Source organism: Sphingobium sp. TomMM7A, assembly GCF_055397305.1.
In genome coordinates this window covers 451,412-464,539 of sequence record NZ_AP027311.1, presented here as the reverse complement: position 1 = coordinate 464,539, position 13,128 = coordinate 451,412, and the positions used below count along the sequence as shown (strand labels likewise).

Annotated in this window: 11 protein-coding genes; 5 read left to right on the top strand and 6 right to left on the bottom strand. The window is 63.2% G+C overall.

Annotated features, from left to right (window positions below):
• The first annotated feature begins 150 nt into the window (after positions 1-150).
• Positions 151-1,467, top strand: a complete 1,317-nt coding sequence (locus ACZ5ZH_RS02475) for a UDP-glucose dehydrogenase family protein (protein ID WP_464772066.1) — start codon at positions 151-153, stop codon at positions 1,465-1,467.
• On the top strand, positions 1,467-1,592 hold the full coding sequence (locus ACZ5ZH_RS02470; protein WP_460987722.1) for a hypothetical protein: 126 nt from the start codon (positions 1,467-1,469) through the stop codon (positions 1,590-1,592). The genes ACZ5ZH_RS02475 and ACZ5ZH_RS02470 overlap by 1 nt, the downstream gene beginning before the upstream one ends.
• Before the next feature lie 21 nt (positions 1,593-1,613).
• Here ACZ5ZH_RS02470 and ACZ5ZH_RS02465 read toward each other — a convergent pair whose 3' ends face one another.
• Positions 1,614-2,462 (bottom strand): ABC transporter permease, encoded by an 849-nt coding sequence (locus ACZ5ZH_RS02465; protein ID WP_464772065.1) that lies wholly within the window; start codon positions 2,460-2,462, stop codon positions 1,614-1,616.
• 115 nt (positions 2,463-2,577) lie between these two features.
• Here ACZ5ZH_RS02465 and ACZ5ZH_RS02460 point away from each other — a divergent pair, with 115 nt between their 5' ends.
• From ACZ5ZH_RS02460 to ACZ5ZH_RS02450, 3 genes are all read left to right on the top strand, one after another.
• Positions 2,578-3,258, top strand: a complete 681-nt coding sequence (locus ACZ5ZH_RS02460) for a GcrA family cell cycle regulator (RefSeq protein ID WP_449471591.1) — start codon at positions 2,578-2,580, stop codon at positions 3,256-3,258.
• Positions 3,259-3,361: 103 nt separating this feature from the next.
• Positions 3,362-5,335: a DNA topoisomerase IV subunit B gene (parE, locus tag ACZ5ZH_RS02455; protein ID WP_464772064.1), complete on the top strand. Its 1,974-nt coding sequence runs from the start codon at positions 3,362-3,364 to the stop codon at positions 5,333-5,335.
• 116 nt (positions 5,336-5,451) lie between these two features.
• On the top strand, positions 5,452-6,477 hold the full coding sequence (locus tag ACZ5ZH_RS02450; protein ID WP_464772063.1) for a transglutaminase-like cysteine peptidase: 1,026 nt from the start codon (positions 5,452-5,454) through the stop codon (positions 6,475-6,477).
• Between the two features lie 13 nt (positions 6,478-6,490).
• Here the strand turns inward: ACZ5ZH_RS02450 and ACZ5ZH_RS02445 are convergent, their stop codons facing one another.
• The 5 genes from ACZ5ZH_RS02445 to ACZ5ZH_RS02425 are packed head-to-tail and all read right to left on the bottom strand — an operon-like array spanning position 6,491 to position 13,106.
• Positions 6,491-7,765 (bottom strand): HlyD family type I secretion periplasmic adaptor subunit, encoded by a 1,275-nt coding sequence (locus ACZ5ZH_RS02445; protein WP_464772062.1) that lies wholly within the window; start codon positions 7,763-7,765, stop codon positions 6,491-6,493.
• On the bottom strand, positions 7,762-8,781 hold the full coding sequence (locus ACZ5ZH_RS02440) for a cell wall hydrolase (protein WP_464775203.1): 1,020 nt from the start codon (positions 8,779-8,781) through the stop codon (positions 7,762-7,764). Before ACZ5ZH_RS02440 ends, ACZ5ZH_RS02445 begins: the two co-directional genes overlap by 4 nt.
• Positions 8,778-10,937, bottom strand: coding sequence for a type I secretion system permease/ATPase (locus tag ACZ5ZH_RS02435; protein WP_464772060.1), 2,160 nt, complete (start codon positions 10,935-10,937; stop codon positions 8,778-8,780). The genes ACZ5ZH_RS02440 and ACZ5ZH_RS02435 overlap by 4 nt, the downstream gene beginning before the upstream one ends.
• A gap of 53 nt (positions 10,938-10,990) precedes the next feature.
• The gene (locus tag ACZ5ZH_RS02430; RefSeq protein ID WP_464772059.1) at positions 10,991-12,385 is read right to left on the bottom strand and encodes a TolC family protein; all 1,395 of its coding nucleotides are present in this window, start codon (positions 12,383-12,385) and stop codon (positions 10,991-10,993) included.
• Between the two features lie 13 nt (positions 12,386-12,398).
• Positions 12,399-13,106, bottom strand: a complete 708-nt coding sequence (locus tag ACZ5ZH_RS02425; protein ID WP_464772058.1) for an OmpA family protein — start codon at positions 13,104-13,106, stop codon at positions 12,399-12,401.
• Between the last annotated feature and the right edge of the window lie 22 nt (positions 13,107-13,128).

Sequence of the window (13,128 nt, the reverse complement as noted above, 5' to 3'; positions counted from 1 at the left end):
TGATGCGAGCCTTTAAGGCTACCCCCTGCCAGCAAATCGTAACCATCCCCTGAACAAGGGGTAATTCCGACGCGCGCTTTCGCAGGTGCGATGACCTATGCTAGGGCGCAGTCAATCCTTCATTTTTTCGAACGAGGCAGCGGGTAGTTTATGAAGATCACGATGATCGGCACGGGATATGTCGGCCTGGTTTCGGGCGCGTGTTTCGCCGATTTCGGCCATGACGTCGTGTGCGTCGACAAGGACGCTGGCAAGATCGATGCGATCTTGTCCGGCCGTATGCCGATCTATGAACCCGGCCTTGATCAGCTCGTTGCCAACAACGCGACAGCCGGTCGGCTCACCTTCACCACCGACCTTGCTGCGGGCGTGAAAGGCGCGGACGCGATCTTCATCGCCGTGGGTACGCCCTCACGCCGCGGCGATGGCCATGCGGACCTCAGCTACGTCTACGCCGCCGCACGCGAAATTGCCGAAGCTGTGGACGGCCCGACGGTCATCGTCACCAAATCGACCGTGCCGGTTGGCACGGGTGACGAGGTTGAGCGCATCGTCCAGGAAGTACGCCCGGACCTCGATATCCAGGTGATCTCCAACCCGGAATTCCTCCGTGAAGGCGCTGCGATCAGCGATTTCAAACGGCCGGATCGCGTCGTCGTGGGCACCACCGGCAACGAACGGGCCATGACCGTCATGGCGCAGATTTACCGGCCGCTGAACCTCAATCAGGCACCCGTCATGTTCACTGGACGGCGCACGGCGGAATTGATCAAATATGCCGCCAACGCCTTCCTCGCGACGAAGATCACCTTCATTAACGAGATGGCCGACTTGTGCGAAGCTGTCGGCGCCGAGGTGCAGGACGTGTCGCGCGGCATTGGCCTCGACAACCGGATCGGCAGCAAATTCCTCCATGCAGGCCCCGGCTATGGCGGCTCCTGCTTCCCGAAGGACACGCTCGCGCTGGTGAAGACGGGGCAGGATTACGACACGCCGATCCGCATCGTGGAAACGGTGGTGCAGGTCAACGACCTGCGCAAGCGTGCAATGGGTCGCAAAATCGTCAAGGCGTTGGGCGGCGAAGCGCGCGGCAAGACTGTTGCGCTGCTTGGCCTAACGTTCAAGCCCAACACTGACGACATGCGCGATGCGCCCAGCCTCGCCATCGTCCAGGCTCTGGAGGATGCGGGCGCACGGATCGTCGCCTATGATCCCGAAGGCATGGATGTCGCCCGACCGATGATGTCGGGCGTCACCATGGCGAAAGATGCCTACGAGGCCGCGACTGGCGCCGACGCACTCGTGCTGGTCACGGAATGGGACATTTTCCGCGCGCTCGATCTCAAGCGTCTTGCCGCTTCGATGAACAAGCCTCTGCTCATCGACCTGCGCAACATCTATCCGCGCAGCGAAGCCGAAGCAGCAGGCTTTGCCCTAACCCGCGTGGGCGGCAAGGGCGTCATCTGATGAATGTTCAACCGGAGGGGGGCCGGGATGACATCGGCCTTCCCCGTCTCCATCATTGGCTGATCGCGGCAGGGGGCCTGTTCGTCATGACCCTGACCATTCCCGTGATAGCCGGGTTCATCTGATCCATTAACGCCGAGGCTAAATCAGGCTTTGAGCTTCCATCCACGCTTCAACAGCACATAGCACAGCAGTGCCAGAGCCACGTTGAGCACCAACAGCACGATGCTCCCCACGACAACATCCCCATCCGCCGCCGCGACGAAGCCATAACGAAAGCCCGATATCGCGTAGAAAAACGGATTTGCATGGCTGATTGCGCGGAACACGGGCGCCAGCCGGTCAATGGAATAGAAGGTGCCCGACAGCAGCGTCATCGGCCCAATCACGAAATTGGTGATCGCGGCGGCATGATCGAACTTTTCCGCCCAGATCGATGTCAGTACCCCGATAAACGCTGTCAGTGCCGCCCCCATCAGCCCAAACCAGACGATCGCCCAGGGATGCGCCGGTGTTACATGGACGCCCGGCCACAGCGCCATCGCGCCCCATAACGCCAATCCCACACAAAACGCCCGCGTCACCGCCGCGCCTGCCAAAGCCAGCAGCAACTCGCTATTGGAAAGCGGCGGCATCAGATAGTCGATCAGCGTACCCTGCATCTTCCCAGCCAGCAGGGAGAAGCTGCTATTTGCAAAGGCATTATTCATCATGCCCATGATCATCAGCCCCGGCGCGATGAAGTCCGCGAAGGGGACGCCCAGCACCTGCCGGTTCGCCCCGCCCAACGCGATCGAGAAAATAATGAGGAACATCAGCGTGGTGACGGCAGGCGCCCAGATGGTCTGGAGCTGCACTTTCATGAAGCGGCGCACCTCTTTCTGGTAGAGCGCTCGGGTGCCCGCCCAGTTGACGTTGCGAATGACAAGCTCACCCGGCTCATGAAAAGGAGGAGGCGAAGAGGCGGATACGGAAAATTGGGGCTGTTCGTTCATGCTTCGATCGACTATCGGCTGGTCTGTTGTGCCGCAAGGGCGTTGTGCATGGGCTTTAACCTGTGCAGGCGCGTCCCATATAGGGCGCTAGCCAGAGAATTTGAGGAGTCATTCATTGTCCTGGACCGACGAGCGTATCGACCAGCTCAAGGGAATGTGGGAAAAAGGCCTGACCGCCAGCCAGATCGCAGACGAACTGGGCGGTGTCAGCCGCAATGCCGTGATCGGCAAGGCGCATCGCCTTGGCCTGCAATCACGCCCTTCGCCCGTAAAGCCGAACGAGGCGCCCAAAAAGGCTGCCCCCGTCCGCAAGCCTGCACCTGAGGCCGAAGCGCCCAAACCTGCCGCGCCCGTGCAACATAGCGCGCCGGCGCCCGCACGCCCCGCGCCGTCGGTTGCGCCCGCGCCCGCACAGTCTGCCGCAGCTCCTGCCGCAGACGCTCCTGCACCCGCGCCGCAGCCACGCATCATATCGGTTGGTCCGGGCGGCTTCCTTCGCCAGGGTCCCGGCGACCAGCAGGCACCGATCCCACCTGCCCCTCCCCGCCGCCTGGTCCCTGCAAAGCCTAGCCCGGAAATCGCAGGCAAGACGTCGCTGCTCGATCTGACCGAGCGTATCTGCAAGTGGCCGATGGGCCATCCGGGCGAACCGGACTTCCACTTCTGTGGTGAAACAGTGAACCCCGGCTTCCCTTATTGCGTGGAACATTGCGGCCGGGCCTATCAGGCTCAGCTGCCGCGCGGCACGCGCCGTCCGCCTCCGCCTCTGCCTTTCGGCGGTCCGCGCGTTCGCTGACCTGCATTCAGCTCTGAAATTTGAAGGGGCCGGTCGATGAGACCGGCCCCTTCTTCATAGCTCCTGCTTGCGCCCGCCGCCGACCCGCTTATAGCTTGTGCGCATGTCCGATCTGTTCGCGAGCCAGCCGCTTTCCTCCTCCGATTACGATGCATCCTCCATCGAAGTGCTCGAAGGACTGGAGCCGGTTCGCCGCCGTCCGGGCATGTATATCGGCGGGACGGACGAGCGGGCGCTCCATCATCTCGCCAGCGAAGTGCTCGACAACAGCATGGACGAAGCGGTCGCGGGACACGCCACCCGGATCGAGGTCACGCTGGAGCCCGGCAATAAGTTGACCATCACCGACAATGGCCGGGGCATTCCGGTTGGCATGCACCCCAAATTTCCCGGCAAATCGGCGCTGGAAGTGATTCTCACCACGCTTCATTCGGGCGGCAAGTTCACCGACAAGGCTTATGCCACGTCCGGCGGCCTGCATGGCGTCGGCATCAGCGTAGTGAACGCGCTTTCGATCGTGACCGTGGTCGAAGTCGCGCTCAACAAGGAATTGTTCCGTCAAAGCTTCGCGCAGGGCTTGCCTACCAGCGGCCTTCAGAAGATTGGCGGGGCACCTAACCGGCGTGGCACATCGGTCAGCTTCATCCCCGATCAAGACATTTTCGGCGAGCAGAAATTCAAGCCCGCCCGCCTTTACCGGCTTGCCCGTTCCAAAGCCTATCTGTTCGCAGGCGTCGAAATCCGCTGGAAATGCGCGCCCGAACTCATAAGCGACGACACGCCAGCCGAGGCCGTGTTCCAGTTCCCCGGCGGTTTAGCCGATCATTTGAAGGAACAGATCGGCACACGCGAATGCGCCACCAGCGCCTTCTTCTCTGGCAGCCAGGATTTTCCTGACACCGCAGGCCGCGTCGAATGGGCGATCGCCTGGCCGCTTTGGTCGGACGGCAGTTACAGCTGGTACTGCAACACCATCCCTACACCCGACGGCGGCACGCACGAGACCGGGGTGCGCGCCGCTTTGGTCAAAGGTATCCGCGCCTTCGCCGAACTGGTCGGCAACAAGAAGGCGAAGGACATCACCGCAGACGACATCGTGACCTCTTCGGAAATCATGTTGTCCGTTTTCATCCGCGATCCGCAATTCCAGAGCCAGACCAAGGATCGCCTGACCAGTCCGGAAGCCGCTCGCCTCGTCGAGAACGCGGTGCGCGACCATTTCGACCATTATCTGTCGGACCATATGGAGCGCGGCAAGGCGCTGCTCGCCTATGTCATCGACCGCATGGACGAGCGCCTGAAGCGCAAGGCGGAAAAGGAGGTCAAGCGCAAGACCGCGACCTCGGCCCGCAAGCTGCGCCTGCCCGGCAAGCTCACCGATTGCTCGACCGACGATCCCGAAGGCACGGAAATCTTTTTGGTCGAAGGCGATTCGGCAGGCGGGTCGGCCAAACAGGCGCGCGACCGCAAGACGCAGGCGATCCTGCCCCTACGCGGCAAAATCTTGAACGTCGCTTCCGCCAATAACGCAAAGATCCTGGCGAACCAGGAAATCGCGGACATGATCCTGGCCTTCGGTTGCGGCACGCGGAAGGACTGCAATCCCGACAATCTCCGCTACGAACGCGTCGTCATCATGACCGACGCTGATGTCGATGGCGCGCATATCGCGACGTTGCTCATGACCTTCTTTTTCCAGGAAATGCCGGAACTGGTGCGACGCGGGCACCTCTATCTCGCCCAGCCGCCGCTTTATCGCCTCGTCGCCGGGGGCAAGAGCCTCTACGCCCGCGACGATGCCCATCGCGAAGAATTGTTGCGCACCGAGTTCAAGGGCAAGAAGGTCGAAGTCAGCCGCTTCAAGGGATTGGGCGAGATGAATCCGGGCCAGCTGCGCGAAACCACCATGGACCCCAAGACCCGCAGCCTCATCCGCATCACCCTGCCCGACGACATCGAGGATCGCCAGCAAGTACGCGAACTGGTCGAGCGCCTGATGGGAACCAACCCCGCCCACCGCTTCGCCTTTATCCAGGAAAATGCCGCGACGGTGGACGAAGAAGCGATCGACGCCTAACCCTCTCGCGGGCAAGCATCGCCGCGCGACAGTGCCCCCTCCAGATTTAGTGGCTACCGCAGCATTAACCACTGCGGGCGACGGGATGTTCAATCTTCCGCGCGATACGGGCAAGCATGTCAGGCTTCGCCCAGATCCTTCGCATCGCACCGCTTGCCGCACCGGCTCTGCTGCTGTCGGTTCAGAGCGGCGCCGCGCTTGCGCAAACCCTTACGCCGACCGGCATCACCAGCGCCGCGTTGAAGGGCGCAGACTATGGACAGACCGATCGCCTGGCGTCCACCCTGCTCGCAGGCGGCGTGAGCCGCCTCGCAGCCATCAGCGCGCAGCAGGGCAGCACGTCATCCTTCAACTGGGCCCCGCCAGTCGCGGAACCGCAGGCTATCGTCAACGACAGCCGCGTTGACCGGACGCTGTGGCGGATGCCCGGATGGGAATTGCAAGGCATCCGCCTGACCCTCAGCCAGCCTGCACTGAGCTATAAGCAGCCCGACCTCGTGCCCACCTTCATGCGCGACCTCATCACAGCGCCTGCGGCCCCCTTCGCCATGCCCAAGCCCACCCCGCTGCCATCTGCTCCAGCGCCGCGCGCGGGACAGCCGGACATCTTCGGATCGGTTGCGATGGCAGTCAGCCGGACGCCGCTCGACGACAAATGGGCCGCCGCTGCCCGCTCCGCTCCGGCTACGGTCCTGTCGGCCAGCCTCTTGCGGTCGGCGCGCGCCGCCGCCGGACTACGGCAGGTGGAAATGGTAAATAGCTGGGTCAACAGCCGCCTACGCTTCGTTGACGATCGGCAGGGCCGCGACAGCTGGGCTTCAGCCAGCCAGTCGCTCCAACGCGGGGCTGGCGATTGCGAAGACTACGCCATCGCCAAGATGCAGCTTCTGGAAGCAGCTGGCTTCGATCGCCACGCCATGTTCCTCGTCATCGCACGCGATCTGGTGAGGCAGGCCGATCACGCGGTGCTGGCAGTGCGTGTAGGCAGCGACCTGATGGTCCTAGACAATATGACAGATCGGGTGCTGCCTTCTTCAGAGGTCAGCGACTATCGGCCCATCATGAGCTTCAACGCCTACGGACGCTGGACCCACGGCTATCGCGTGAAGACGCCGCAGCCGGTCCAGTTCGCCGCTCGCTGAGCGCGCTCACTGCTTACCGCTCCCGCAGAGCCTCCGATCGCGCCTTCATGATGGGCTTGAGCAGATAGGCCAACACCGACTTGCGGCCCGTCAATATCTCCACATCGCACACCATGCCCGGCGTAATGGGCAGCTTGTGCGCGCCCGTGCCCAACCACGCGCGGTCGGTTTCCACGACCACCGTGAAATAGGCCTCCCGCGTCGCTTCATCATAGACGCTGTCGGCCGACACCTGCTGCACGGTGCCGCTCAGGCCCCCATAGATGGAAAAGTCGTAGGCGGTCACCTTGATCACCGCACGATCACCGGTCTTTATGAAGGCGATGTCGTTCGGCTTCACCCGCGCTTCCACCAGCAACTTGTCGCCGATGGGAACGATCTGCATGATCTTCTGGCCCGCCGTCACGAAGCCGCCGATGGTCGTCACCTGCACATCGTTGACTACGCCATCGACGGGCGAACGAATTTCCGCGCGCTGCGCCCGGCCCTTCGCGCCGCGCAGGGACTCGCTATTGACCGCAATCTTGGCCTCCAGCTGGCTACGTTCGTTCAGCGCATCCTGTTTGAACTGAAAATTCGCCTCGGACAATTGCGCCTGTGCCTCGCGAATCGCGGCCGATGCACGCGACGCCTGCTGCTGCGCCGCGTTGAGCCGCCCTTGCGCATCCACCAGCTCACGCCGGGCGTCGAGCAATTCGGTCTGCGGGACAATGGACTTGGCCGCAAGCGGCTCCAGCATCGCCACCCGCTGCCGCGCCAGCTGTACGCTGCCGCCCAGGCTCTCGATAGTCGCCTGCGCCTCGCCCAATTCCCGGCGGCGCTGCTCCACCTGGGCCGAAAGCCCATCCTGCTTGCTGCGAAGCGCAGATTGCCGGACTGCGGCCAGCGCCTGCTCCTGCTGACATTCGGGGCCGCCCGTGGCGCAGTTGGCGCCCGTACCGGTGCCTTCTTTCTCCAGCCGTCCCGCCCGCGCCGTCAGCGATCGCGTCTCCGCCTGCAACTGTCCCAGTTCGGACGCCAGCATCGCGTCATCCAGACGCACCAGCAACTGGCCCTTGCTGACCTTCTGCCCCGACCGGACCAATATCTCCTCGATCGTGGTCGGCTCGGCGGACTGGATGACCTGCGCTTTGCTGGACGGGATCACCCGCCCCTGCCCGTGCGTCACCTCATCCACCGGCGCAAGGCTGGCCCACAACAGGAACGCCAGCATGCCTCCGCCGCTATACAGGATGACCTGCTTGTTGCCCGGCTGCCCCCGCAGCCAGCTGATCCAGCGCCCCATCATGGTTTTGCCTCTTGCATTGCATGTTCATCGGCAGCGAGCGCCACCGCCTTCGCCTTTTCCTGCGCGGCCAGCATGTTGGTGAGAGCGCCGCCCCCTTGCGAAGGATCGGGAATGGACAGCTTCCATCCCTTGGACGGGTCCATCCGCCCGCCCACATCATTGGCCGCCCGGCGTTCGGGCAGTGCCGCCACCGAGGGATAATCGATCTCCGGCGCTTTCATCGCCACCATCTGCGATGGATCGAAGGCAGGGATATATTCACCCCCCGCATAGCGCCCCGTAAAAGCACGCGGCAGCCCCCACGCGCCCGGCCAGCGATAAAAGATGTGCGCACCAATCTTCACCAGCTTCGCCAGATGCGGCGCCCATCCAGGGAACACATAATCGGCATGGTAATGGGTCGCCGTGCCAACGCTCGGTTCGACGTGGCCTGCCAGCGCCGCCGCCGCGATCCGCTGCGCCCGGTTCCAGAGGACGGCCATAGGTCGCCGCGCAAGTGACCCGTCACATACGAAACTGAACTGGCACACTGACGCGTTAAAACGCTGATACACCACGCCGCACACCGTCTTGGCGAAGGCGGGATGACGCACACGGTTGAGCACGACCTGCGCCACCGCGCGCTGGCCGCTTTCCGGTTCGGCCGCTGCTTCATAATAGATCGCCTGCGTCAGGCATTGCAGCGCGCGGCTCCTGTCCTCGCCTGCGGATTGAAGCGTTCGGAAAGGCGATGCTGCGGCAATCGCTCCGGACGCAAACCGGAGCCTGCCATTCTGCACCGCCGCCTCCTGCCCAGTCGTTAAGGGCGCGGCTTCGCTCTCTGTGATCTCCACCAGCGCGCGATACTCACGGGGTATGGCGGGCGCACCGTCCATGATCTTCGTTTCGACCGCAGCCTTGGGAACGTCGTGCCCGCGCCAGCCAACCGTTCCCGCCGCCAAGGCTATAACAAGCGCGCCCCCGAGGCCGAGCATGCAAGCTTCAGACGCTGGCAACCTCCATGCCCGCCCGATCATTGGACCGCTCCTTTTTGCAGCTGTCCGATAACCTCATCGCGCGGCCCGTCCGCCAGAACCACACCCTGGTCGATCACGATCAACCGATCCACGATCCGCAGCAGTGCATGGCGGTGCGTCGATACGATCAGCGTCTGTTCGGGCTCCAGCGCCTTTGCCAGATGGTCGACAAACAGATTTTCCGTCTGATTATCCATCGCCCCGGTCGGTTCATCGAGGAAGAGCAGCCTGGTCGGCTCCACCAACGCCCGCGCTAACACCAGGAAGCTCCGCTGCCCGCCCGACAGGCGACTGCCGCGCTCACCGATATGAAGGTCGAACCCGGCGGCATCCCGCCCGAAGAAGCGCGACGCGCCCGAGCGCTCCAGCGCGTCCAGCAACTTCTCATCGTCGGCGTCCCGCGCGCCCAGCAGCAGATTTTCCCGCACCGACCCGCTAAACAGCTCCGCATCCTGCCCGACATAGCGGAAGGCAGCGCGCAGTTCGTGCGGATGATATTGGCGGCTATCCACATCATCGATGGTCAGCATGCCACCGCCCGGAGGATAAAGACCGCACAGCACCCGCCCCAGCGTCGACTTGCCCGACGCCACGCGCCCGATGATACCGATCCGTTCGCCCGGTTCGATGCGCAGGTCGATGCCCTTCAGGCTTGGCTGCGACGCGCCCGGATAGCTGAACTCCAGCCCCTTGGCGACGATCGCGCCCTTGCGCACCTTCGGGATGATACCACGCGCTCCGTCCAGCCGCTCGTCCGGCTGATCGATCAGCGTCTGCAGGCTGCCTAAAGTCGTCATCGCCTGCCGTGCTCGCACGATGACGAAGGCCAGCTGTCCAACCGGCGCCAATGACCGGCCAGCCAGCATGACGATAGCGATGATCGCACCCATGGTGATCTCGCCCGCGGCGAACATGTAAAATCCGCCGATCACCAATGCGATGCTCGTGACCTGCTGGCATAGCGACGCAAGTGTTACGCTGGTCGAGCTTAGCCGCCGCAGCTTTTCCTGCGTCGATGCACTCATCCGGGCGTAACGGCGCCACCGTTCCAGCATCCGCCCTTCGGCGCGGCATGCTTTCAGCGTTTCGATGCCCCCGATCGCTTCCACCAGCGCGGCGCTTTGCAGGCTCGCATCCGCTTGCGCATCACGCGACAGACTGGCCATGGAGCGCTGAAGGAAGAACCCGGCCGTGGCCATGATGCCGATCATGACGACAGGCACGACCGCGAGCCATCCGCCCAGCAGCGCGATGATGCCGACAAACACGAACAGGAAACTGATATCCACCACCAGCACCACGGTGGTCGATGTGAAAAATTCCCGGACGCTTTCAAATTCCGACACGCGCCGTGCCAGCGCCCCTGTGCTGCCCGCACGGCTGGCGAGCGGCACGTTCATCACCTTCTCGAACAACCGCTGCGACAGCCGTTCGTCAATTTCCCGGCCAGCCTCGTCAACCAGCCGCGCCCGGGCGAGCCGCAAAGCAAAATCCAGCCCAAAGGCCAGCATGACGCCCGCACCCAATACCCACAGGCTGGAAGCGGCCTTGTTCGGAATGATCCGGTCATAGACGTTCATCGTGAACAGCGGCAACGCGAAGGCGAGAAGGTTGATGATCCCCGCCGCCAGCATGACATAGCCAAAGGACCCACGCGCCCGCCAGACTTCGCGCCAGAACCAATGCTGCCGCGCCCGCTCGTCCCATGGCCTTTCCTCGGCCCGTTCGCGGCCGTGATCGGCCATGACCGCCAGCGCTTCACCGGTAAAATAGGATTCCAGGTCGGAAAGCCGCGCCCATACCGGCTCGCTCGCATGCGGCAATTGAACCAGCGCATCGCCCTGCTTGATGTCCAGCAGGAGGAGAAAACGCTCGCCCCTTAGCGGCAGGATGGCTGGCAGGTTGGCGGGCCGCCATTTGTCCAGCCTCCCGCGGACATGGTCGCTCAGCAGGCCGATCTGATCCAGCGCGGATTCCGCCTGATGAAAGGGCAAACGCCCGGATTCATCAACGGCAAGACCCGCCCGTAGAGCCACGATCCCCGGCGATCGATCGAAATGCCGCGCCACATGGGCGATGCATTCGGTCAGCTCGTCACCGGGCGAACTCTGATGGTCCAGCCATTCGGCCAGACTTAATGTGCTTCGTCCCAACATTGTTTACCCCGCGCCACCCCGGCCGAAGCCGGGGTGACCCCAAAGATGGAAACTCAGCCCGGATAGCGCCGCCGCTGCAATTCGGCGGGCGGCAGATCCGGGACATCATATTTCTTGCGCGCATAGGGATTGGCGCCCGAAGGCTGGGCTATCCCCAGAGTATCGAGCAACTGATTGGTCGCCGCCAGAATCTGATATTGCGCGAAGATTTCAGAGAAGCGGGCGGTTTCCGTCCGCACCTGCGTATTGAAGCGGGTATTCTGCGTATCCAGCACGTCGAGCAGCGAACGGCGTCCAACGTTGAACTGCTCGCGATAGGACACCAGCAGGGAATCAGACACCGTGCCCTGACGCGACAAGTCGGTCAGCCGCTTCTTTTCCGTATCCCAACGGTTCCAGGCAGTACGCACATCATCTTCCGCCTCACGCTCACGCTGGCTGAGCCGGAAACGCGCCTCGCTGGCCCGACGGGTCATTTCCTGGACCTTCGCCCGGTTGATACCGCCATCGAACAGCTGCCAGCGCAGGACGACACGGCCCTGCACGTCATTGGTGCTGCCACGGAAGCCGTCCACATCCTCACCGACGCGGCCGCGCCCTTCCAGCACAACCTTGGGTCCAAGCTCGGACTCCGCCTCGTCGACGACTGCATGGGCCGCCTGGATGTCAGCCTCAGCTTCCCGAATGAGCGGATTGTTGGTGCGCGCGCCCGCAATCGCTTCGTCCAGCGTCGGCGGTACAGCGCTCGTCACCGCATCCGGCATCGACACCTGATCGATCGAAAGACCGGTCAGCGTGCGGAAACTGATCGCTGCGTTGGTCAAGTCCTGCTCAGCTTCGCTCTTGCGGACAAGCGCGGATTGCAGCCGCTCTTCGGCCTGCTGCTGGTCGGCGATGCTGATCGACCCCTTCGACACGCCCTCGCCCAGATCGCCGAGCAGCTTGCGGTGGAAAGCGATATTGTCCTCAGCCGCCGCGACGACCCGCTGTTGCAGCATATAATCCAGATACTGCCGCGTGACGTTCAGCGCGACGAACTGTGACCGTTCGCCCACGCGCAGCGCAGCTCCGTCGATCCGCGCGGCCTGACGCCGCTTTTCGGCGCCGCGATAGCCCGAATCGAACAGCGTTTCTTCGGCCAGCACACTTGCTTCCAGCGGGTAGAGCGTCTGGTCGCCAAGGCCAAGCGTCCGGCGCGTGTTATTCTCCAACCGACGAATGCCAGCCGATCCTTCCACGCTGACCCGGGGCAGATACAACCCCTTCGCCTGTTCGCGTTCGAACTCAATCGCTTCCTTGTTCTGGATCGCCTGGTTGATTTCCGGATGACTGTCGATCGCGGCCGCAATGGCGCTCTTCAGGTCCGTGGTCTGTGCCCAACCGGTCGTTGCCATGGTCGCGGCGCACAGCGCCATCAGGCTGCCGCATGTCTTGCGCAGGATTGTCATGATTGCGCTCCCCTCAATTGGTGCTGGCAGTGACTTCGACCCGACGGTTCATCGGTTCGCGCACATTGTCGGCAGTTTCGATTTTCAGCTGGGTCTCGCCCAGCCCGCTGACGGTCATCGCGTCCATCGCGATGCCACCCTGGCTCATCAGCCCGGCGACATTCTGCGCCCGGCGCAGCGACAGGCCGTCATTATAGCCCTTGCCGCCCGACGTATCGGTGTAGCCGGTGACGCCGAACCGCGTCCAACCGCACTGGGCGGCCGATTGCGTGATCTGGTTGATCGTCGCCGCGCCCTCGGGCAGCGGCGTGTCCATGTTCCAGTCGAAGAATATGGACACCGCCGGTGCCGTGCAGTCCAGCGCGGGTGGGGCTGAAGCTGCGGTCGGCACCGGCGGCGGTGGCGACGCCGAAAGGCGTGCCACAAAGTCGTCGCACTTATTGATGCTGTCCGCATCCTTAGTGCCGGATTTCATGAAGCCCAGCGCAATGCCGCACTGGTTCTTGGCCTCTACGGCCCAGGTCCAGCGGCTGTCCTGCGCTGCCCGTAAGCTTGCGTCGCCCGCCGCCGCAACGGCCGTGTCATAACGGCTCTTGAGCGCGCCTTTGAGCTCCGAATTGCCCATCTGCATCAGGGGCGAAGCGGGTGCCGCCAAGGCCCCCGTCGACATCATCCCCGCCGCTAGGCCGAAGGAAGCGATGCTTCTCAACCTGTTCCGCATAATCATTCTCCCCCAAATATTC